We start from the raw sequence: 23,595 nt of genomic DNA on the forward strand, positions 1-23,595 counted from the left end.
TTTTTATTTTAAGGTATAATAAGGACAAATAGATCAATATTGTACAATGGTGATTGGAGGACCTCAATATAATGTTGCAAATGATGATTGCACTGATCATTATAGTTCCAGCACTAGAAATTGGCTTATTAATATTGTCAGGTAATACTTTAGGTATATTTCCGACGATCGTTTTAATTATATTAACTGGTGTTTTAGGAGCATGGCTAGCTAAAAAGCAAGGAATGGAAACATTACGTAATTTTCAACAACAGGTGAGCTACGGACGACCTCCGGGAGATGCAATTATAGATGGACTTTGTATACTAGTTGGTGGTGTAGTATTATTAACCCCTGGCTTTATTACCGATGCAATAGGTTTTATGCTACTAATTCCGTTGACTAGAAATATTTTAAAGCCATTCCTACTCAAAATCATCAAAAGGATGATTGACCGTGGAAGTATAACGATTATACGATAACACAAGGGAATAGGCATATTAGTAGAAAATTTATCCATAGTAAAAAAAGAGTCCTTATTTAGGACTCTTTTTTACCTATGATGTAAGCATATAATTCATTAAATATATTTGCACTATGCAGGGTTTTAATAATTACCAATATAACAGGTCCAGCGATTAGCCCCAAAAACCCTAGCAGTTTAAATCCAATGAATAATGATACGAGCGTTGCTAAAGGATCTAAACCAATACTAGATGATAATACTTTAGGTTCCATAATTTGTCTTGTAATAAGGATGATGATATATAGTATCCCTAACCCAATTGCTAGAGATATATCACCACTTACAGCTGCATAAACGATCCATGGCACTAAAATAAGTCCTGTTCCTAAGTACGGAAGTAGATCAACAAAACCTATTATTAAAGCGATTGTTATTGCATAATTTACTCTCAAAATGAGCAACCCTATTAATACGATAATTGCGGTAATCGATATTAGAGTTGCTTGAGCTTTTAAAAATCCGAAAAGAGCTTTTTTTAAGTCAAAAAAGACTTTTTTACCGCTAGTTCTTGCTTTTCTAGGTAACAGTTTACTCATTAATCCAGACAGACGATCCCAGTCCTTACTTATGAAAAAAGTAGCTAGTAGTGAAAAAACGACAACTGTTCCAGTGTTAGGAACCCAAGCTAATAAGTTTGGAATGTTTTCTAGTACTTGTTGGATGAAATCTCCGACACTTGATGCAATATTCGTACCGACTGATGAAATGTTTTGCATAATTGTATCTTGTTGCCCAGCATCTAGATTTTTAAAGAACACTGCAAGCTGGTTGTAGAACGGAATGATTTTACTTGCAATAAACACTTCAATATATTGCATTAGTGTGTTAAAGTGTTCAGGTACAACTTTAGCTAAATATTCTGTGCCTGAAACGATTTCGACAACTAATAGTGTAATTAAGCCTGCTATGATTCCGAATAATAAAATTAAGGTAATAAAGATTGATAGTGATCGTGGTATTTTTGCTTTACGTTCCAAGAGGTTTACGATCGGGTTTATTAAATAAGCGATTATTAGCGCAATAATGAACGGATATGTAACAGTTGATACATAATAAAATCCTATGATTCCAATCGTTATTACTGCTAATACAAATAGTAGGCGTAGCCCACGGTAAACATATTCAAGATTCAATAAACAGCCCCCCTATCCCATATAAATATTTTATAATAATATGGTTAAGAATGGAAAGGATAGTTTTGTGAATTTTATACATTATATGGCGTTTCTTTCACATTTACCAATTGTTTGTTATGATTGACCTGGTAGAGCGCAGCAAGGAGGATTGATTACATTGTTCACTCAAGCAACAGCATTCTTATTAATCTTACTAGCAATTGGAATCATCGCAAAAAATCAATCACTAATCATTGCTATTTTTGTCCTACTGCTAATAAAATTGCTTGGGTTTGATTCAAAGCTATATCCTTATATTCAAGGTAAGGGGATTAATTGGGGTGTAACGATTATTACAATTGCTGTATTAGTTCCTATTGCGACAGGTGAAATTGGGTTTAAACAACTAGTTGAAGCTCTTAAATCTCCATATGCTTGGATTGCATTACTGTCTGGAATGGCTGTTGCGATCATTGCAAAAAGTGGTTTAACGTTATTGGAGAATGATCCTCATATTACAGCAGCGCTTGTATTCGGCACAATTTTAGCAGTAGCACTGTTTAAAGCTGTAGCAGTTGGCCCTTTAATTGGGGCAGGGATTGCATATATATGTATGAGAATTTTTAATATTTTTGGTTGATTATTTTCTTGTAATAATATTTTTTTAAATAAATAAGGTTCTTTTCATTCACAAGAGTCTGATAATTGTTTATAATAATACTAATATGTTATCTTTCTTATATTAATGCCCTTACTCACAATTAAATAGTAGAGGGGTATTTTTACATGTCTTAGCAGGATTGTTAATCTTTTGCAAAAGCATAAAATGTAAGCATTTTCTTTTTGTGAGATAAGATCATTCGCACTTCCCACTTTGTAAAAAAACAAATTTTCTCAAATAAATGAGAGGGACTATAGACTATGCAGCATGTTTTCTTAAGTTAAGGAGGGAAACTTTCACATGCTTATTAGTGTATTAGTGCACATATTTTCTTATTATATATAAATAGAATAACCTTGCTGTTGATGTGTATATGAAATAAGTAAGCTTTTTCCTAATTTGAGCAACCGCTCAATTTCTAGTACAGTAAATATAAAGGCTATGGGGAATTTTATTTAAAAAAGGAGAGATTTTTATGACAGTAACACGCGGTCTGGAAGGGATAGTAGCAACAACATCATCTATTAGTTCAATCATAGATGACACACTAACATACGCAGGATTTGACATTGATGATCTTGCAGAAAATGCTAGTTTTGAAGAGGTCATTTACCTACTTTGGAATCGCAAATTACCTAACAAAAGTGAGCTTGAGCAACTAACAAATGAATTAGCAGAAAATGCTAGCATTCCTCAAGAAATCATTGATCACTTTAATATGTATCCTATTAACGAGGTTCACCCTATGGCGGCATTACGCTCAGCTATTTCCTTGTTAGGATTATATGACGCTGAAGCTGATAAAATGGATGAAGAAGCAAATTATCGTAAAGCTATTCGTTTACAAGCAAAAATACCTACAATTGTTACTTCTTTTTCACGTATACGAAAAGGCCTTGAGCCGATATCACCACGTACAGATTTAGGTTTTGCTGCTAATTTCTTGTACATGCTTACAGGTGAAGAGCCAAGTGACATCGCAATAGAAGCGTTTAATAAAGCGTTGGTATTACATGCGGATCATGAGCTCAATGCTTCAACCTTTACTGGTCGTGTGTGTGTCGCAACATTATCTGATGTGTATTCTGGGATTACTGCCGCAATTGGTGCACTTAAAGGTCCTCTTCATGGTGGAGCAAATGAAGCAGTAATGAAAATGCTAACAGAAATCGGATCAGTAGAAAATGTAGATTCTTATATTCAAAATAAATTTGAACAAAAAGAAAAAATTATGGGTTTTGGTCACCGAGTATATAGAAAAGGCGATCCTCGTGCGAAACATTTAAAGGAAATGTCTGAGAAACTAACAAGAATTACAGGTGAAACAAAGTGGTTTGAAATGTCTGTGAAAATTGAAGAGCTAGTAACATCTGAAAAACCACTTCCTCCTAATGTAGATTTTTATTCTGCTTCTGTCTACCACAGCTTAGGAATTGATCACGATATATTTACACCTATATTTGCTGTAAGTCGTATCTCAGGCTGGTTAGCACACATATTAGAACAATATGAGAACAACCGTTTAATTCGTCCAAGAGCAGAATATACAGGACCGAGTAAACAAGTTTATATTCCTATGGAACAGAGATAATATAGAAAGTATTTTATGTAAGGAAGTATTAAATGATAAAATAGTATTTGGTTGGAAAGGGAGCTCCTCTCTTTCCAATGGATAATGTATTAATAATAATAATAACAGCATCACGGATGGAGGTTTTTTTGTTGACACAAGGGAAAAAAATTACGGTTGAAAATGGAAAATTAAATGTACCAAATAATCCTATTATTCCTTTTATTGAAGGTGATGGTACGGGGCCAGACATTTGGGCAGCTGCATCACGAGTGTTAGAGGCTGCAGTAGAAAAAGCGTACAATGGTGAGAAATCAATTGTTTGGAAAGAAGTTCTTGCGGGTGAAAAAGCATTTAACCAAACAGGTGAATGGCTTCCTGAGGCAACACTTGATGACATTAGAGAGTACATAATTGCTATCAAAGGACCACTGACTACACCTATTGGTGGAGGTATTCGTTCTTTAAATGTAGCTCTTCGTCAAGAACTTGATTTGTTTGTATGTTTAAGACCTGTACGTTATTTCCAAGGTGTTCCGTCACCTGTTAAGCGTCCAGAGGATACTGATATGGTTATCTTCCGTGAAAACACAGAAGATATCTATGCAGGGATTGAGTATGCAAAAGGCTCAGATGAAGTGAAAAAAGTGATTGACTTTCTACAAAATGAAATGGGAGTTGCCAAAATTCGCTTCCCAGAAACATCAGGTATCGGAATTAAGCCAGTGTCGGAAGAAGGCACATACCGCTTAGTACGTTCAGCAATAAATTACGCTATCAAAGAAGGACGTAAATCTGTAACGCTTGTTCATAAAGGTAACATCATGAAATTTACTGAAGGTGCATTTAAAAATTGGGGATATGAACTTGCGGAGAAAGAGTTTGGGGATAAAGTATTTACTTGGGCTGAGTATGATCGCATCGTTGAAGCAGAAGGAAAAGAGGCTGCGAATAAAGCTCAATCTGAAGCAGAAGCAGCAGGGAAAATTATCGTTAAGGATGCAATTGCTGATATTTTCCTACAACAAATATTAACTCGTCCAAAAGAATTTGATGTCGTTGCTACAATGAATTTGAATGGTGACTACATTTCTGATGCATTAGCAGCACAAGTTGGTGGTATTGGTATTGCCCCTGGTGCTAACATCAATTATGAATCAGGACATGCTATCTTTGAAGCGACACACGGTACAGCACCTAAATATGCAGGTTTAGATAAAGTTAACCCATCTTCTGTTCTTTTATCTGGGGTACTAATGCTTGAGCATTTAGGGTGGAATGAAGCTGCTGATTTAATCACAAAGTCTATGGAGAAGTCTATTGCTTCCAAAGTTGTAACTTATGATTTCGCACGTTTAATGGATGGTGCTACAGAAGTAAAATGTTCAGAGTTTGCTGATGAATTAATTAATAACTTATAAGCATAAATTACAAAATAGATGTTGATTAGGGGGAAGTTTTCATGTCATTAAAAAGAAAAAAAATCTCTGTCATCGGTGGAGGATTTACTGGTGCAACTACAGCATTTTTATTAGGGCAAAAGGAACTTGGAGATGTTGTATTAGTGGACATTCCTCAAATGGAAAATCCTACTAAGGGTAAGGCGTTAGATATGTTAGAAGCAAGTCCTGTTCAAGGGTTTGATTCAAATATAATCGGAACATCTGATTATGCTGATACTGCTGATTCTGATATCGTAGTAATTACCGCTGGTATAGCACGTAAACCAGGAATGAGTCGCGATGATCTAGTACAAACAAATCAAAAAGTAATGAAAAGTGTGACACAAGAAATTGTGAAATACTCACCAAACTGTTATATCATTGTTTTAACGAATCCTGTTGATGCAATGACATACACTGTATTCACAGAATCTGGGTTTCCGAAGAATCGTGTCATAGGTCAATCAGGGGTCCTCGATACTGCACGTTTTAGAACATTTATTTCACAAGAACTGAATATATCAGTTAAAGATATAACTGGCTTCGTATTAGGTGGTCATGGTGATGATATGGTGCCATTAGTACGTTATTCATATGCAGGTGGTATTCCACTCGAAACGTTAATTCCTAAGGAACGTCTAGATGCAATTGTGGAACGTACGCGTAAAGGCGGAGGAGAAATTGTTAACTTACTAGGGAATGGTAGTGCTTATTATGCGCCAGCTGCTTCCCTTGTAGAAATGGTAGAGGCAATTCTTAAAGACCAACGTAGAGTATTACCATCCATCGCATATTTAGAAGGTGAATATGGCTTTGAGGGGATTTATCTTGGTGTGCCAACAATCCTTGGAGCTAACGGTATTGAAAAAGTTATTGAGTTAGAGTTAACAGAGGAAGAAAAGAATGCTTTGTCCAAATCAGCTGAAGCTGTGAAAAATGTAATGAAAGTTCTCGCATAATCACTAGCATTCAAAAGGGTCTAACTCCACATACTATACAGTATATAGGGAATAACAACCCTAAATGTTATAGAAATGTGGAGTATGACCCTTTTATTTTAAATACTTTTACATACGGTCAGTAATGACTTGCTCTAAATGATCTTTACTCGAGGTCACTGTGATGTTTCAAGCATAATATCACAAGCATAATCATATAAAAGGTCTTCAGTGCTTTTTCTGGAATGAGTATGAACTAGCGCATTCAATTTTGCTGTATTTCGAATATAGGAGGTTTTGTATGTTGTTAGGCAAGAAAAGAAAATTAGGAAGATTGATAAATGAAATTTCAATTGGTGAAAAGTTATCTTTAACTGAAAAAATTGAAGATAAAGATCTATTACTCTATTTAGGACTAACAAATGATTCAAATCCATTATATATTCAACATGACTATGCATCTCAGACACCTTATAAAAAGCCAATAGCCCCTAATATTATGTTAACAGGAATTATTACCTCTGCAATCTCAAAGTATTTACCTGGACCAGGTAGTCATATACTCAAACAAGATATTTCCTTTATTCATCCTGTATATCATTATGGAACAGTACAATTTCTCTTAGAAGTCATAAACGTTGACGAAAATAACCATACGATTGAAATTAAGATTGAGGCAACAAATGAGGAAGATGAAAAAGTATTAGAAGGTACGACACTTGTTTGTCCACCCCATCGCTTAGAATCATTAGATGGGAATGCTTTAGAAAACTTTTAACATGAAGATATATACTGAAGAACGAAGAGGGTTGATCCTCTTCGTTCTTTTAATATAATAAGTATGTTTTCGCACTTCTTATATATAGGCACGTATACTCTAGCGTTGGTGGCATCTTTTCTGTTGTTAAAAAGTTATTGAGTTTTTTTAAACACATCATGCTGTTCATTGCCAGTAAAAATAGTGAAAGGCCTTTTCTTAAAAAGAGCTAAATAACGGGCTCTTTTTTTCTCAGAAGACAAACATCGGTTACTCAAATGTAAGTGAAGGAAAGCAACAAAATTTATGAAAAGAGTCAATAATAAAAAAAGTTGGTTTGTCTATTTCTAATCGATTATAATTTATGTATGTAGGCTCTTTCGTACACTTTCGTACTATAATATACAAATGAGAACAAATAGTCGAGGTATGATGAGTTTCAATTCGTTTGTTTAACTCGAAAAGATGACCGAATGTTTATTGAAGGCTGTTTTCGCATTGATTGTTGTTTTTCGTTTTAAGAAAGAACACCAAGACAACTAACGTTCGTGGCATTTTTTTCTAGACAACGATGAATATCATTATAAAACCACTTTTTATAGTAATAATTTGATAACAATAGCAACAATGTTTACGAAAAGTGCCTTAATGAAAGATGAGTGTTCTTCTGGATATGAAAACAAAAACACTGAATATGTAACAGAGTTCTGAGTGATGGATGGGGTTTAATACGTATACTTGGAGGTACATATACATATGGGTACAAAAATATTAGTGGTTGATGATGAACAGTCTATAGTGACATTACTTACATATAACTTGCAGCAAGCTGGATATGAAGTTATTGTAGCGACTGATGGACAATCAGGTAAACAAAAAGCGATAAGTGAAAAGCCTGATTTAATCATTCTTGACTTAATGCTACCTCAAATTGATGGTATTGAAGTATGTAAACAACTAAGATTAGAAAAGGTTTTTACGCCAATTTTAATGCTAACAGCAAAGGACGATGAATTTGATAAAGTGCTTGGTTTAGAACTGGGAGCAGATGATTATATGACCAAGCCTTTTAGTCCAAGAGAGGTTGTCGCTAGAGTAAAAGCAATTTTACGGCGGATGCAAATATCAAATCAAGTCAATAGTGAGTCTGTTGAAGATCAAGACGCAATCATCATTGGAAATTTAAAAATCATTCCAGAGCACTATGAAGCGTATTTTCTTGGAGAGAAATTAGAACTGACACCAAAGGAATTTGAGTTGCTATTATACTTGTGCAAAAACAAAGGAAGAGTCTTAACGAGAGATCAATTACTAAGTGCAGTGTGGAATTATGATTTTGTTGGAGATACACGTATAGTTGATGTTCATGTTAGTCACCTTAGAGAAAAAATTGAAATGAACACAAGAAAGCCAATATATATTAAAACGATTCGGGGATTAGGTTATAAACTAGAGGAGCCTAAACTAGATGCTTAAATTTCGATCTCGCCTTCTCTTTGCATTGATTTCATTAATCGTCACAGTATTATTAGGCTTAGGTCTATTTATAGGACAATTATTTGAGTCATATTATAATAATTCATTTTACGAGCAGATTGAAAAGGATGCAAAAATGGCTGCATATGCTATTGCTGAAGAAGGGATTGAAAGCGCGAATATTAACGAGAAGGCTAATAAGATAGGAGAGATTTTAAACACCGAAGTTACCATTTTGGATCACCTAGGTAGAGAGAAATACCAATCAAATCCTAATAACAATATACTAACAAATGGAGAACTACTATATCTTCTCAAGCAAAATAAGGAAAATGACAGTGGATTTCATATAACTAACGAAGATGAAACCTTATATTCATACGGCATTTCTATCAAAAAAGAAGGTAATTTACTTGGTTATATCATTTTAACAACTTCTCAGGCCTCATTAGACAAAATTAGCACACAAATTTGGGGACTAGTGATAAGTAGTCTTGGAGTTGGGCTAGTCATTATCATGCTGTTAGCTATTAAAATAACAACACAATATACAAAGCCGCTTGAATCAGCTACTAAGGTAGCAATGGAGCTAGCAAAAGGAAATTATAAAGCCAGGACATACGAAGGTGAATTAGATGAAACTGGAATGTTAAGCCAGTCCATCAATGTTCTAGCTCGTACGCTCCAAGATATGAAAAAATCTCATGAAATGCAACAGGATCGATTGCAAACATTAATCGAAAATATGGGTAGCGGTTTACTCTTAATTGATAGTAAAGGTTACATTCATTTAGTAAATAAAGCTTTTACTGAAATTTTTCAAGTAAACCCTAACGATTTTTTGTATAAATATTATTATGAAGCTTTTAGTCATAAGGAAGTGATTTCTCTCGTTGAAGAAATTTTTATGACTGAAGAAAAGGTCAGAAAACAATTACTCCTACCCATTTCAATTGAACGAAAGCATTTTGAAGTGTACGGTGGACCAATTATTGGAAATAATGATGAGTGGAAAGGTATCGTTGTAGTTTTCCACGATATTACTGAATTAAAAATGCTTGAACAAATGAGAAAGGATTTTGTAGCAAATGTTTCTCATGAATTAAGAACGCCAATTACTTCTATTAAAGGTTTTAGTGAAACATTACTAGATGGGGCAATGAAGGACGAAAACACTTTGCAATACTTTCTGTCAATCATATTGAAAGAAAGTGAAAGGATGCAAAGCTTAATTCAAGATTTACTAGATCTTTCGAAAATTGAGCAACATGGATTTACTTTAAATATTGATCAAGTTGACATAAAGGTACTTCTTGAAGAAGTAATGGTCATTTTAGTTGGAAAAGCTGATGAAAAAAATATTAAAGTAACTATGAATACCGGTGCGACAGAAAACTTATTTGTGGCAGGGGATGCTGACCGTTTAAAGCAAGTATTTATAAATCTAATATCAAATTCGATTGTCTATACTGGACCTAAGGGTAAGGTAGATATCATGATTGCTGAAAATACAGAAGAGGTATCTATCAAAATATTAGACACAGGCATAGGTATAAAAGAGGAAGAAATTCCCCGGATTTTTGAACGTTTTTACCGAGTTGATAGGGATCGTAGTCGAAATTCTGGTGGTACTGGATTAGGGCTTGCGATCGTAAAGCATATTATAGAAGCGCATCACGGGCATATCTTGGTCGAAAGCAAGGTTGGGGAAGGAACGGTTTTTACAGTAGTATTGAAAAAACAATACGTTTAGCGTACAGTTAGCATCATGGGATATGTTAACAATTTATTTACAAGGCGTTTAAGCAACCTTTACAATACTCTGCTAGTATATATAATGAAAACCCCTTCATCCAGAAGGAACCATCTTTGGGAACATGGAAACATGTTCTCTTTTTTTTGTGTGTTTTTACAATGTTTTTGCTATTTTCTTTGTTAATATTCCGGTAAAATAAAATGGGAAGCATATGAAACCTTTTTATGTTTTAAACCGTATTACATATTAAGGCCTAAGAAAGAGAGGGAGAGACATGGTTAGTATAAAGAGGATATATTCATTTATAGGGTTAGCAATTTTAGTCGTTCTGTTAGGTGTGAGCGCTTTAACGTCTTGGTACACCGTTGATGAATCAGAACAAGCAGTTATTTTAACTTTTGGTAAAGTAGAAGAAGGTATTAGTGAACCAGGGCTTCATTTTAAATTGCCTTGGCCTATCCAAAATGTTCAAAAGCTCTCAAAGGAGACATTTAGTTTACAGTTTGGATATGAGGAAAGGAACAATGAGGTAATTCGCGAAAACCGTAATGATACGAAGATGATTACTGGTGACGAAAATATTGTATTAGCAGACCTTGTCGTTCAGTGGAAAATAACAAACCCAGGGAAATTCTTATATAATTCTTTAGATCCTGAGCAAATTTTATACAATACTACATCCGCTTCATTAAGAAGCATTATCGGTAGCTCAGCAATTGATGATGCTCTTACATCTGGGAAAGCAGAAATTGAGGCAGAAGTCTTTGAATTATTAACATCACTCGTTGATAAATACGACATTGGAATCTCGGTGTTAGCGGTTAAGTTGCAAGATGTTGAATTGCCAAATGATGAAGTAAGAAAAGCATTTACAAATGTAACTGATGCTAGAGAAACGATGAATACGAAGATCAATGAGGCAGAAAAATATGAAAACAAGCGTATGCAAGAGGCTGAAGGGGAAAAAGACGCCATTATCTACAATGCGGAAGGAGATAAGGTGGCAAGAATTCAAAAAGCCGTTGGTGATGTAGCGTTATTTAATTCAATATATAGTGAATATAAAAATTCACCGGAAATTACGAAACAACGCTTAATCATCGAAACATTAGAGCAAGTGTTACCTAACACTCAGCTATATATTATGAATGATGACGGAAATACATTAAAATACTTACCTCTTAAACCACTTGAAAGTCAAACACCGCCAGTCAAGCAGGAAGGAAGTGAAGGTAATAATGAGTGATCAAAACATAGTTGATATTAATGAGCAGCGGAAAGGGAACCTGGATTGGAAGAAATATAGAACATCTGGAATTTTCCTAATTATATTACTCGTCTTAGTTGGAATTATATTAAGTAACCTTTTTATCGTAAAAGAAGGTGAATATAAGGTTATCCGTCAATTTGGTGAAGTAGTAGATTATAAAGATGAACCAGGGCTAAGCTATAAAATCCCTTTTATTCAGACAGTAACTACTTTGCCTAAATATCAAATGATATATGATGTGGAAGAGGCTGAAATTAATACGAGAGATAAAAAACGATTAATTATTGATAATTATTCCGTATGGAAAATTGATAACCCTAAGCTGATGATTGCAAATGCAAGAACTGTTGCAGGTGCAGAAGCTAAGATGGGAGAGTTCATTTATTCTGTCGTCCGTGCTGAGTTAGGGAAGCTAGACTACGATGAAGTTATTAATGATGAAAAATCCTCAAGAGGTAGTTTGAACGATGTAGTTACTGCAAAAGTGAATGAGTTGCTAGCACGTGATAACTATGGGATTCAAGTGATTGACGTACGAATGAAAAGAACAGATTTACCTGTAGAAAATGAACAAACCGTTTTCACTCGAATGATATCTGATCGTGAAAAGATTGCTCAGGAGTATCTGTCTAGAGGGGATGCGGACAAAAATCGTATAATAGCAAATACAGATAAAGTAGTCAAAGAAATTTTGTCTAAAGCAAAGGCTGATGCGGAAGTAATCCGAGGGGAAGGGGAAGCAGAAGCAGCTAAAATATACAATGAATCATTTTCTAAAGATGCTGAGTTTTATCAATTATTCCGAACTTTAGAGTCGTATAAAACGACAATTAATGGTGAGACAATGATTATCCTTCCTAGTGATTCACCTTATGCAAATCTATTGATGGGCAATTTACAATAACAAACATCGAAAAGTCGTTATTTTCCTTTCTTTTCTATATCATGCTACAATAGAATGAAAGAATAACGGCTTTTTTTGCGTTGAGGAGGGTTTTATTTGGATAAAAACAAGTTAGTGTTGATAGATGGAAACAGTATCGCATACCGTGCATTTTTTGCTTTACCTTTACTGAGCAACAATAAAGGGATACATACAAACGCAATATATGGTTTTACGATGATGTTAAATAAAATTATTGATGAAGAAAAACCAACTCATATATTAGTAGCATTCGATGCTGGAAAAACGACTTTCAGACATGAAACTTATAGTGAATATAAGGGAGGTAGGCAAAAAACTCCTCCAGAGTTATCTGAACAATTTCCATTTATTAGAGAACTATTAGATGCCTATCAAATTACTCGCTATGAGCTCGAAAATTATGAAGCAGACGATATAATTGGCACTTTATCAAAACAAGCTGAACAGGATGGTTTTAATGTTAAAGTCATCACAGGTGATAAAGATTTAACCCAGCTTTCTACAAGTAATGTTACTGTTAATATTACTCGTAAGGGTATTACCGATGTTGACGCGTATACACCTGAGTTTATTGCAGAAAAATATGGTATTAAACCTGCTCAAATCATTGATTTAAAAGGCTTAATGGGAGATAGTTCAGATAATATTCCTGGAGTACCAGGAGTTGGAGAAAAGACTGCATTAAAGCTATTAAAAGAATTTGGAACAGTGGAACAAGTGCTTGCATCAATTGATCAAGTAAGTGGAAAAAAGTTAAAGGAAAAATTAACTGATAATAGAGAGCTTGCAGTATTGAGTAAGGAGTTAGCTACTATCAACTGTGAAGCTCCTCTTAGTATCACTGTTAATGATGCTAATTTTAAGGGGATAGATAAAGAAAAAGTAAGTGACATTTATAAAGATTTAGGTTTTGAATCAATGTTATCGAAACTTGGCTACTCTACGGAGGTTAACCAAGAGGAGCTTAAAGACATAGAATTTACAGTTGCTACTGAGGTAACTCAAGATATGCTAGCTGATCATTGTTCATTAGTTGTTGAGGTATTAGAAGAAAACTATCATTTGGGAGATATTTTAGGTATTGCAATTGAAAATACGAATGGGCGCTATTTTATTCCTACAGAAGTAGCAGTAAGTTCTAATATGTTTAAAGAATGGGCAAAAAATGAGGAAATGAAGAAAACTGTTTTTGATGGAAAAAAAGCAATTGTTTCTTTACATTGGAAAGGCATACAATTAGCAGGGATTGATTTCGATTCAATTATTGCTTCATATATATTAGATCCTTCCGATACGAATGATGAGGTCACAAGTATAGCAAAACGTTATGGTATGTCAGAAATATTAACTGATGAACAAGTTTATGGAAAGGGTGCCAAGAGAAAAATTCCCGAGCAACAACAGTTGATGGAACACATCATACGTAAAGCAAATGCTCTATATAAAATGAAGGATCACCTTATAAATGATTTGCAAGAAAATGAACAATTAGATTTATTACTTAATTTGGAAATGCCACTTTCTTCTATATTAGCAAAAATGGAAGAAATCGGTGTAAATGTGAACATAGACAAGCTTAAACTAATGGGAGATGAGCTAACGAAGCAATTATCTAACTTAGAGCATGCAATATATGAACTAGCTGGTGAGAGCTTTAACATTAATTCTCCTAAACAATTAGGTGTTATTTTATTTGAGAAATTAAACTTACCTGTTATTAAGAAGACGAAAACTGGCTACTCTACTTCTGCTGACGTTCTTGAGAAACTAAAAACTAAACATAACATTATTGATGAAATTTTACATTATCGACAATTAGGTAAACTGAAATCAACATATATTGATGGATTATTAAAGGTTGTACATAAAGATACATCGAAAATCCATACGCGATTTAATCAAGTTTTAACACAGACAGGGAGATTGAGTTCAATTGACCCTAACTTACAAAACATACCAATAAGATTAGAAGAAGGACGAAAAATTAGGCAAGCTTTTGTTTCTTCTAAAGAGGATTGGGTCATCTTTGCTGCAGATTACTCACAAATTGAGTTAAGGGTGTTAGCACATATTGCAAATGATGCTAATTTAATTGCTGCATTTAATCAAGATTTAGATATACATACGAAAACTGCGATGGATGTGTTTCATGTAAATGAAAATGATATAACATCAAATATGCGTAGGCAAGCAAAAGCTGTGAATTTTGGAATTGTTTATGGGATCAGTGACTATGGCCTATCTCAAAATCTTGGGATTACTAGAAAAGAGGCAGCAAACTTTATCCAGCGTTACTTTGATAGCTTCCCTGGTGTGAAAAACTATATGGATGATATCATTCAAGAGGCAAAACAAAAAGGTTATGTATCAACCCTATTACAAAGAAGACGTTATATTCCTGAAATAACGAGTAGGAATTTTAATGTGAGAAGCTTTGCTGAACGAACTGCAATGAACACACCAATTCAAGGAAGTGCAGCCGATATTATTAAATTGGCCATGATCAAAATGGCTAATCGCTTGCACCACGAGGGTTTAGAAGCAAAGCTGCTACTTCAAGTCCACGATGAATTAATCTTTGAAGCACCACAAGAAGAAATAGAAATACTGAAACAACTTGTTCCTGATGTCATGGAGAGTGCAGTAGAATTAACTGTTCCACTTAAGGTTGATTACTCATATGGGCCTACATGGTATGATGCAAAGTAGTGGTAAAGCATATTGGGAATGGTTTGAAAGGAGGAGTTCCTCATCCCGGAAGGACCTGAAGTACAACAAGTTTTAAACTCAATAGAGCCCAAAGTATTAGGCAAAATAATTTCAGAGGTATCTGTTTTACATCCGAAGATTACTATGCCCTTAAGAAAAATAGGAAGGCAAGAAGTTGAAACATTTTCTCAACGACTAGAAGGAGGAAGTATAGAAAAACTTGAAAGGAAAGGTAAGTACCTAATTTTCAATATAAATCAAGTTGATATTTCCACCTTATACTTAGTCACTCATCTTGGGATGACAGGTGCTATTTTTCATGTAAACAACTTAGATGAAATTGCACCAAATTATCGAAAACATGTTCATCTCATATTTAAATTAAACGACGAGTCATTAATGGTTTATTCAGATCAAAGGAGATTTGGATGGATGGGTGCTTTGAATGAACAAGAGTATACTGCTTATCGACCTCTTCAAGAGGTTGGTCCCGATCCAGCTTCTGAAGATGCTCCAAAGCTTTTTTTGGAAATAATAAGAAATAAAACTTTCATTAATAAACCAATAAAACGTGTAATTATGCAACCAAATGTCATACAAGGTGTGGGAAATATATACGCATCTGAATGTCTTTATAAAGCTAAGCTAAACCCATTAACATCTGTTGGAGAGATTTCAGATGAAAAGCTGTTAGAATTATTAGTTCACATTAAAGAAACATTTGAACTTGCAATAAAACTAGGAGGTTCATCTATAAGAGATTATGTAAATTCCGAAGGGAAAAAAGGGACATTCCAAGAGCTGCATATGGTTTATAATAAAGATTTTTGTCCTGAATGTGGGGTTCCTATTGAAAACCTAAAAATAGATCAGCGTTCATCATTTTATTGTCCGAACTGTCAAGCAAAAAGTTGATTATCTGTTCAAGTGTATTTTGTTGTAGTCTGCATTTTTTACATACAATCAACAGTGACAAAAGGCTCTTTTCATTAACTTTGTTGTTATTGTTCGTAAAATAGAAGATTAAAATGTTGTTACACGCAACAGTCGTCAATTTTATAGAAGAAAAGATGCCACGAAACCTTTTCAAATACGTGTTTATTTTTTGTGCGAAAAACAACAGTCGTTTTAAAACAGCTGTATAAAAAAACATAGAGCTTCTTTTTGAACTTTGGATGGGCTTCTTCCATATACTACTGTAGCTAAATCGGAAGGAGCTCATGCAATGGTTCAATATATGTCGCTCATAATTTTAGCTTTTGCAGTTAGTTTAGATAGTTTTACTGTTGGCTTCACTTATGGCTTGAGAAAAATGAGTTTGCCAATAAAGTCAATTATTATCATTGCATTCTGTTCAGCAATTACTTTAAGTGTAGCAATGTTTTTTGGAAATATGATTTCAATGATACTATCTCCAAGCATTGCTGAAAAAATTGGTGCAGTAGTACTTGTATGTATAGGTGCTTGGGTATTATTCCAGTTTTTTCGTCCTGCGAAAAATATGCTAGATGAGAATGAAGAAAAGATTTTATTTAACTTGGAAATAAGGTCGTTAGGTGTAGTTATTAATATTCTTAGAAAGCCGATGGCGGCTGATCTTGACAAATCGGGAACAATTACTGGTATTGAAGCATTCTTACTCGGAGCAGCCCTTTCGTTAGATGCGTTTGGTGCAGGGCTTGGAGCAGCTCTTTTAGGCTATTCCCCGATGTTAATGGCTGCTTCGGTTGCATTGATGAGCATGCTTTTTTTATCATTAGGGTTAAAAAGTGGTATTTTATTTTCAGGAATAACATGGGTAAAAAAATTCTCTTTTTTACCAGGAGTTATTTTAATTGTCTTAGGAATATGGAAGTTATAACGTTAAAACTAAGGGGAATGGGGTTACTACCCATTCCGAATATATAATATACTTGCAGAAAATGGGGGATCGGTAATGACACTTATCATAGGATTAACAGGTGGAATAGCAAGCGGTAAAAGCACAGTAGCAAAAATGCTTGAAAAACTTGGCTTTCCTATAGTTGATGCAGATATTATTGCAAGAGAAGTAGTCACAGCTGGTGAATCTGCGTATAAACAAATTATTGCAACATTTGGAGAAAGGGTTACACAACCTAATGGAGAGTTAGATAGAGAGAAATTAGGTAACATCATCTTTCATGATGAAGAAAAAAGGCAACAATTGAATAGTATCGTGCATCCAGCTGTACGTGAAAAGATGCTTGAACGAAAGAATGAATATTTGAAACAAGGTTTACAAGTGGTTATTTTAGACATACCGTTATTGTTTGAAAGTAAATTAACTGATATGGTCGACAAAACGCTACTTGTATATGTGGACCCTGATGTTCAATTACATAGACTAATGCAAAGAAATAACTACCCTAAGCATGAAGCTGAGGCTAGAATTAATTCGCAAATGCCTCTAAAAAATAAAATTCCTTTAGCTAGTGCGGTGTTAAATAATAATAGTTCCAAATTAAATACTGAGGAACAACTCCATAAACTCCTCCGAAACTGGAATATACAAATATTCCCTGATTAACAAGCTATTCAATCTTAGTTTGATTCAAGGCTTTTCCCATTATAGGATATGGATTGGTTTTTCAATGAGTAGAATTTTCTCCTTATCCACTCAGCGTTTACTAACTAAAGTATACATAAAGCCACTTCTAGTTTATGACCAACATAGTTTACGAAAAGAACATAAGTTTAAAGAATATTTTCCCCCACTTCTTATCAGTAGATTTAAAGGTAGGGGGTCTTTTTGTATATTGGAAAAAAATATGTGTATTTTAATTATCACAATTCTAGATAATTATGTTATACTAATTACACGAATGTAATGAAAAGTATAACATTATTTTCGAGGGGAGTAATATTATGAATGCAAGAATTGCGATTAATGGTTTTGGAAGAATTGGAAGAATGGTATTTCGTCAAGCGATGACAAACAGCGAATTAGAAATAGTTGCAATAAATGCTAGCTATCCAGCTGAAACATTGGCACATTTAATTAAGTATGATACGAATCATGGCAAATTTGATGGTGAAGTGGTCGCAGAAAATGACTCACTCATCGTAAATGGGAAAAGAATAAAGCTGTTAAGTACACGTGACCCAAAAGAATTACCTTGGGGCAGTCTTAATATAGATATTGTTATTGAAGCTACTGGTCAATTTAACGACCGAGCTAAAGCTAGCTTACATTTAGATGCAGGGGCAAAAAAAGTAATATTAACAGCACCTGGAAAAAATGAAGATATTACAGTCGTAATGGGAGTAAATGAGAATAAATTTAATACAGAAGAGCACGATATTATTTCAAATGCATCATGTACAACTAATTGCTTGGCGCCAGTTGCCAAAATAATTGATGAACAATTTGGAATAGAAAGTGGTTTAATGACAACAGTACATGCATATACGAATGATCAAAAAAATATAGACAATCCTCATAAAGATCTACGTCGTGCGCGTGCGTGTGCACAATCAATTATTCCTACAAGTACAGGTGCTGCGAAAGCGTTATCACTTGTTCTACCGCAGTTAAAAGGAAAATTACACGGTATGGCGTTACGTGTCCCAACTTCAAACGTATCACTTGTGGATTTAGTCGTGGATGTAAAGAGAGATGTAACAATTGATGAAATAAATGATGCATTTATCATTGCATCTAATACTTATTTAAAAGGGATTATTGATTTTACAACAGAGCCGTTAGTATCGGTTGATTTCAATACAAATCCCCATTCTTCGATCATTGATGGTTTATCAACGATGGTTTTAAACAATCGGAAAATAAAAATTCTTGCTTGGTATGATAATGAGTGGGGCTATTCATGTCGAGTTGTAGATTTAGTTAAATATGTAGCATGTGAAATGATGAAAAAAACAGAAATGAAGGTTGGATAAAAATAGCAAAAAGATATGGATTATATAGCCAAAGAGTATGTTTATTTAAATATACTCTTTTTTCTTTGGTTGTCCTCGTATAGCTAGTTGTTTTTAAGCTACTAATTCTTTTAGGGTTCTTGGCATCATTCCTTCAATTAAACGATGACAATCGTATAAAACTTGGATAACAATAACAACCTTTACGATGATAGTATTTATCAAATGCGTTTTCACATGGATTGATGTTTGTATATTAAGAAATAACATGCATGTAATTGAGTTCCTACTAATAGGAAATGAGATATAATCCTATTGCAAATATTATTTAGTTACAATCTCAATAAACTTTTTGCCATATAATTTAACGGATAGGGAAATATTATGAGATGTTATGATCTTTTTGAGTGAGCATCGCTTTTCTGAGAAAGGACTGTGTCTACCGATGACACAATACTAATGGAAGTTTTAGTAAAGTATCTATTCCAAGATCAAGAACTCGCCTTATACTTGCCGTTGAAATCCACATGAAGACCTTCAGGGCATTCTGTAGTTAATCATAAGACTTTGGAGGAATTGACGTGCAGCTATTGTTATTTCCACAAGTTTTATCGGATATTTGTTTTTAAAAAGGAAAATGTAAATAGTATCACCACAAATAAATACGTCCTTAACTTACGCGAATAAAAATAGAAAAGGTTGTTGCAAAAATCACACAAACAAAGTATACTATTTTTCGTGAACTTCTTGATGATTAGGTACTGTAGCTACTTAAAGGGTTAGGACCTCTTTGGACTAACTTTCCCCCGTGGTAGTTATGAAAAATATCTGTTAGAAGAAATTCATGTCTGAATAATATTTATCGCTTAAGGGGGACTAGCATATGGAAACAATGGGTAGACACGTTATTTCTGAGCTGTGGGGTTGTAATTTTGAAAAGTTAAATGATATCAATGAAATTGAAAAGATTTTTGTTGATGCAGCATTAAAGTCAGGTGCTGAAGTTAGAGAAGTTGCTTTCCATAAATTTGCTCCTCATGGAGTAAGTGGTGTTGTAATTATTTCTGAATCTCATTTAACAATACACAGCTTTCCCGAGCATGGTTATGCTAGCATAGACGTTTATACATGTGGTGATCGTATTGACCCTAATGTTGCTGCACAGCATATTGCAGAAGCTCTAGGTGCTGAATCACGTGAAAATATTGAATTACCTCGTGGAATGGGTCCAGTGCAAGTGCAAAAATCAAAATTAAAAGTTCTATAACAATTATATAAATGTTCGAACAAAAAAAAGGGGTATAGGAATATACCTCTTTATTTTTATGCTTGTACTTAGTTTCGTCTTTTTATATCATTAGAGTATAGAGAACAAGAAACCTAAGGAAAGCTATGTTCTCTTCTATTAAGGCTCTTTTCGTAAACTTTGTTGCTTTTTATACTTACATTAGAGAAACTGATATGTATTATATGCTTTTCATAGTCTTTAGAGAAGAAAAACTGTATACGTTAATACGAAAAACAATATTCTATACGAAAACAGCTTATTACGATAAGTAACAACTAATGTGAAAGCAGCCTATATTAAAAACTCAGCAAGAAAAGAACGGAGCTGATTGTATGAAATGCCCTTCTTGTCAACATAATGGAACTAGGGTATTAGATTCTCGGCCTGTAGATGAAGGACGCGCTATAAGAAGAAGACGTGAATGTGAAGTGTGTCAATATCGTGTTACAACGTTTGAAAAGGTGGAAGAATTACCACTTATCGTTGTTAAAAAAGAAGGAACAAGAGAAGAATTCAGTCGCGAAAAGATTCTACGTGGCCTTATTAAAGCTTGTGAAAAAAGGCCTGTTTCCTTAACTCAATTAGAAGAGATCATCAACTTCATTGAGAAGGACTTAAGAAGTCAAGGTTATTCCGAGGTAGGTAGCGAGATGATAGGTGAGATGGTCATGGAAAAATTGGCCAAAATTGATGAAGTATCATACGTTCGTTTTGCTTCCGTTTACAGACAATTTAAAGATATCAACGTTTTTATAGAAGAATTAAAAGAACTAATAAAAAAAGAAATTTAGATAGGAGCTTAAGAATATTCTTCAAGCTCTTTTTTTAATATATTGGACATAGGAATAGTTAGAATATCTATGAAAGGTTAGGTTATATAGTGGAACATCATTGGAAAGAATTAATTCCTGTAGATCGATATTATGTGAGTTGTAAAACGATATTACAAGAGTTTGATCGAAAAATAATAACGTTGCTCTATCAACCATTAATTGAAAATGGTGCTTATAGTTTATTTATGACTCTATGGGCTGAACTTGAAGAAAATAGATTGTGGAGTGAAGAATCTACACACCATAGTTTAATGGGGCTTATGCAGTGTAATTTACATGAAATCTTTAGACAAAGGCTTAAGCTTGAGGGAATTGGACTATTAAAAACATATGAGAAAAAAGAAAATGATGTTCGTCATTTTATTTATGAGCTGCAACCACCATTATCTCCTGATCAATTTTTTAATGACGGGGTATTAAATGTTTTTTTGTATAATAGAGTTGGAAAAAATAAATATGCAAAGCTAAAACGTTTCTTTTCAGACAAACAGATTGACAGTATTCAATATACACCGATAACAAAATCATTTAATGAAATTTTTAAATCTATCCATCCTTCCGAAATGGTATCTAATGCTAACGATGAGATCATTGAACAGTTATTACCTCAAGAAGGAAATAACTATATCAATAATGCTGCAAAAAATGAACCAACTTATTTGCAAGAGACATTTAATTTTAATTTATTTTTCGCTGGCTTATCCGAAAGTATGGTACCAAAAAAGGCGATTACTGATAAAGTAAAAGACATGATAACAAAGCTATCGTTTTTATATGAAATAGACCCAATAGAAATGCAAAAAATTACGATGAGCTCGTTAACTATGGATGATAAAATTGATATAGAGAAACTTCGCAAAGAAGCACGAGACTGGTATAAATTTGAGAATGGTGATCGGCTACCTTCTATTGTCGAGCAAGTACAACCGATCACACAAAGAACAATGAATGATCAACAGGTAGAAACAAAGGAAGACCAACTGATAAAACAACTTGAATTAATATCACCAAAGAAGGTTTTAATGGATCTTGCGGATGGTTCTGTACCATCAGCTGCTGACCTTCAAATTATTGAAGATGTAATGGTGAATCAGAAATTATTACCAGGAGTTGTGAACGTCTTAATTTATTATGTGTTGCTTCGTACTGACATGAAGCTCACAAGAGGCTACGTTGAAAAGATAGCTAGTCATTGGTCAAGGAAAAATATTAAAACCGTGAAACAAGCGATGGAGTTAGCCAAGCAGGAGCATCGCCAATATCAAACATGGGCAAATTCTAATAACAAAAAACGATCTTCGACTGCAAGAAAACCAGTTCGTAAAGAATTGTTACCTGATTGGTTTGTTGAAGAGAAGCAGGATCAGGTAAGTGAAGAAAAAGTGGAAGAAGTGGATTTTGAAATGGAAAGGCAAAAGCTTCAGGAGCGAATTAAGAAATATAAAGGAAATTCAAAATAGGAAAAGAGGGGAGAAGAGTGGAGCGAATTAACGAAACGATGTCTAAGTTGTTCCAAAATGATAAGTTTCAACTACGGTTAAATCAGATGAAAACTGAAATACTCCAAAATCCAGATATCCAACAATTTTTAAATCAACATCATGATAGAGTAACAGGAGATATGATTGACCGTAGCTTAAATAAATTATATGAATATATTACCCAGTCGAAAAATTGCCAGAAATGTATATCTTTCGACCAGTGTTCAAATATGATTAAAGGGTACGAGCCAACTTTAGTTATTAGTGGAAATTCAATTGATTTACAGTATGATAAATGTAATAAAAAAATAAAATACGATGAACAAAAAAAGCAACAAGATCTTATACAGTCCATTAATATTCCAAGTGAAATACTTCAAGCTACTGTTGATCAAGTTGCTCTAGATGATAACAGTAGACTAAAAGCTGTTCATTTAATACAAGACTTCATAGAAAAGTATGATAAAGACAAGAACCGTGGGAAAGGTTTATTCTTTCATGGTCCGTTTGGAGTAGGTAAAACATATCTTTTAGGGGCCATTGCGAATGAATTAGCAAGCAAAAATGTAGCAACAATGCTAATATATCTCCCAGAATTTTTACGTGAACTGAAAGGTTCATTTCAGGATCAATCGTTAAATAATAAAATTGAAGTGGTAAAAAAGGTGTCGGTACTTATGCTTGATGATATTGGAGCTGAATCAATGACAAGTTGGACACGTGATGAGATTTTAGGACCAATTTTACAGTATCGTATGCTTGAGAACTTACCTACATTCTTTACATCCAATTTTAGTTATGATCAACTTCAGCACCATCTATCTTATTCTCAGCGGGGCGAAGAAGAAAAGCTGAAAGCAGCAAGGATTATGGAACGAATCAAATATTTAACAATTCCTGTAGAAATTACTGGGAAAAATAGAAGATACGACAAGAATTGAACTGTTGCGGCTATCCTTACTATGGATACGC

At 34.0% G+C, this 23,595-nt stretch carries 20 protein-coding genes; 19 read left to right on the plus strand and 1 reads right to left on the minus strand.

What is annotated here, in order from left to right:
* Nucleotides 1-71: 71 nt before the first annotated feature.
* A complete protein-coding gene (locus SLH52_RS02140) occupies nt 72-461 on the plus strand; it encodes an FxsA family protein (RefSeq protein ID WP_320207664.1) in 390 nt (129 codons plus the stop codon).
* 58 nt (nt 462-519) lie between these two features.
* Here the strand turns inward: SLH52_RS02140 and ytvI are convergent, their stop codons facing one another.
* Nucleotides 520-1,638, minus strand: coding sequence for a sporulation integral membrane protein YtvI (ytvI, locus tag SLH52_RS02145; protein ID WP_320207665.1), 1,119 nt, complete (start codon nt 1,636-1,638; stop codon nt 520-522).
* A 160-nt stretch (nt 1,639-1,798) separates the two neighbouring features.
* On the opposite strand from ytvI, the gene SLH52_RS02150 reads away from it, so the two are divergent.
* From SLH52_RS02150 to dnaI, 18 genes are all read left to right on the plus strand, one after another.
* Nucleotides 1,799-2,260 (plus strand): DUF441 domain-containing protein, encoded by a 462-nt coding sequence (locus tag SLH52_RS02150; protein ID WP_320207666.1) that lies wholly within the window; start codon nt 1,799-1,801, stop codon nt 2,258-2,260.
* A gap of 496 nt (nt 2,261-2,756) precedes the next feature.
* Complete coding sequence (gene citZ / locus SLH52_RS02155) at nt 2,757-3,872, plus strand: citrate synthase (protein WP_320207667.1); 1,116 nt, start codon at nt 2,757-2,759, stop codon at nt 3,870-3,872.
* Nucleotides 3,873-4,003: 131 nt separating this feature from the next.
* Nucleotides 4,004-5,272 carry an NADP-dependent isocitrate dehydrogenase gene (gene icd, locus SLH52_RS02160; protein WP_320207668.1) on the plus strand — a complete coding sequence of 423 codons (1,269 nt, stop codon included), beginning with the start codon at nt 4,004-4,006 and terminating at the stop codon, nt 5,270-5,272.
* A gap of 41 nt (nt 5,273-5,313) precedes the next feature.
* On the plus strand, nt 5,314-6,252 hold the full coding sequence (gene mdh / locus SLH52_RS02165; RefSeq protein ID WP_320207669.1) for a malate dehydrogenase: 939 nt from the start codon (nt 5,314-5,316) through the stop codon (nt 6,250-6,252).
* Nucleotides 6,253-6,532: 280 nt separating this feature from the next.
* The gene (locus SLH52_RS02170; RefSeq protein ID WP_320207670.1) at nt 6,533-7,009 is read left to right on the plus strand and encodes a MaoC/PaaZ C-terminal domain-containing protein; all 477 of its coding nucleotides are present in this window, start codon (nt 6,533-6,535) and stop codon (nt 7,007-7,009) included.
* 735 nt (nt 7,010-7,744) lie between these two features.
* On the plus strand, nt 7,745-8,464 hold the full coding sequence (locus tag SLH52_RS02175) for a response regulator transcription factor (RefSeq protein WP_320207671.1): 720 nt from the start codon (nt 7,745-7,747) through the stop codon (nt 8,462-8,464).
* On the plus strand, nt 8,457-10,217 hold the full coding sequence (pnpS, locus tag SLH52_RS02180) for a two-component system histidine kinase PnpS (protein ID WP_320207672.1): 1,761 nt from the start codon (nt 8,457-8,459) through the stop codon (nt 10,215-10,217). The genes SLH52_RS02175 and pnpS overlap by 8 nt, the downstream gene beginning before the upstream one ends.
* Nucleotides 10,218-10,494: 277 nt before the next feature.
* Entirely contained in the window at nt 10,495-11,466 is a 972-nt protein-coding gene (hflK, locus tag SLH52_RS02185) for an FtsH protease activity modulator HflK (RefSeq protein ID WP_320207673.1), read from the plus strand.
* Nucleotides 11,459-12,394: a protease modulator HflC gene (locus SLH52_RS02190; protein ID WP_320207674.1), complete on the plus strand. Its 936-nt coding sequence runs from the start codon at nt 11,459-11,461 to the stop codon at nt 12,392-12,394. The genes hflK and SLH52_RS02190 overlap by 8 nt, the downstream gene beginning before the upstream one ends.
* Nucleotides 12,395-12,490: 96 nt before the next feature.
* Nucleotides 12,491-15,124 carry a DNA polymerase I gene (gene polA, locus SLH52_RS02195; RefSeq protein WP_320207675.1) on the plus strand — a complete coding sequence of 878 codons (2,634 nt, stop codon included), beginning with the start codon at nt 12,491-12,493 and terminating at the stop codon, nt 15,122-15,124.
* Between the two features lie 42 nt (nt 15,125-15,166).
* Nucleotides 15,167-16,039 carry a bifunctional DNA-formamidopyrimidine glycosylase/DNA-(apurinic or apyrimidinic site) lyase gene (mutM, locus tag SLH52_RS02200; protein WP_320208043.1) on the plus strand — a complete coding sequence of 291 codons (873 nt, stop codon included), beginning with the start codon at nt 15,167-15,169 and terminating at the stop codon, nt 16,037-16,039.
* A 310-nt stretch (nt 16,040-16,349) separates the two neighbouring features.
* Nucleotides 16,350-16,985: a sporulation membrane protein YtaF gene (gene ytaF, locus SLH52_RS02205; protein ID WP_320207676.1), complete on the plus strand. Its 636-nt coding sequence runs from the start codon at nt 16,350-16,352 to the stop codon at nt 16,983-16,985.
* 75 nt (nt 16,986-17,060) lie between these two features.
* Entirely contained in the window at nt 17,061-17,672 is a 612-nt protein-coding gene (gene coaE / locus SLH52_RS02210) for a dephospho-CoA kinase (RefSeq protein ID WP_320207677.1), read from the plus strand.
* A gap of 338 nt (nt 17,673-18,010) precedes the next feature.
* Complete coding sequence (locus SLH52_RS02215) at nt 18,011-19,042, plus strand: glyceraldehyde-3-phosphate dehydrogenase (protein ID WP_320207678.1); 1,032 nt, start codon at nt 18,011-18,013, stop codon at nt 19,040-19,042.
* A gap of 862 nt (nt 19,043-19,904) precedes the next feature.
* Entirely contained in the window at nt 19,905-20,288 is a 384-nt protein-coding gene (gene speD, locus SLH52_RS02220; RefSeq protein WP_214481590.1) for an adenosylmethionine decarboxylase, read from the plus strand.
* A gap of 353 nt (nt 20,289-20,641) precedes the next feature.
* Nucleotides 20,642-21,100 (plus strand): transcriptional regulator NrdR, encoded by a 459-nt coding sequence (nrdR, locus tag SLH52_RS02225; RefSeq protein WP_320207679.1) that lies wholly within the window; start codon nt 20,642-20,644, stop codon nt 21,098-21,100.
* An 89-nt stretch (nt 21,101-21,189) separates the two neighbouring features.
* On the plus strand, nt 21,190-22,602 hold the full coding sequence (locus SLH52_RS02230) for a replication initiation and membrane attachment family protein (protein WP_320207680.1): 1,413 nt from the start codon (nt 21,190-21,192) through the stop codon (nt 22,600-22,602).
* A 17-nt stretch (nt 22,603-22,619) separates the two neighbouring features.
* Entirely contained in the window at nt 22,620-23,564 is a 945-nt protein-coding gene (gene dnaI, locus SLH52_RS02235; RefSeq protein WP_320207681.1) for a primosomal protein DnaI, read from the plus strand.
* Nucleotides 23,565-23,595: the final 31 nt, after the last annotated feature.

Origin of the sequence: Cytobacillus sp. IB215665 (assembly GCF_033963835.1) — a bacterium.
GTDB lineage: Bacteria > Bacillota > Bacilli > Bacillales > SM2101 > Nanhaiella.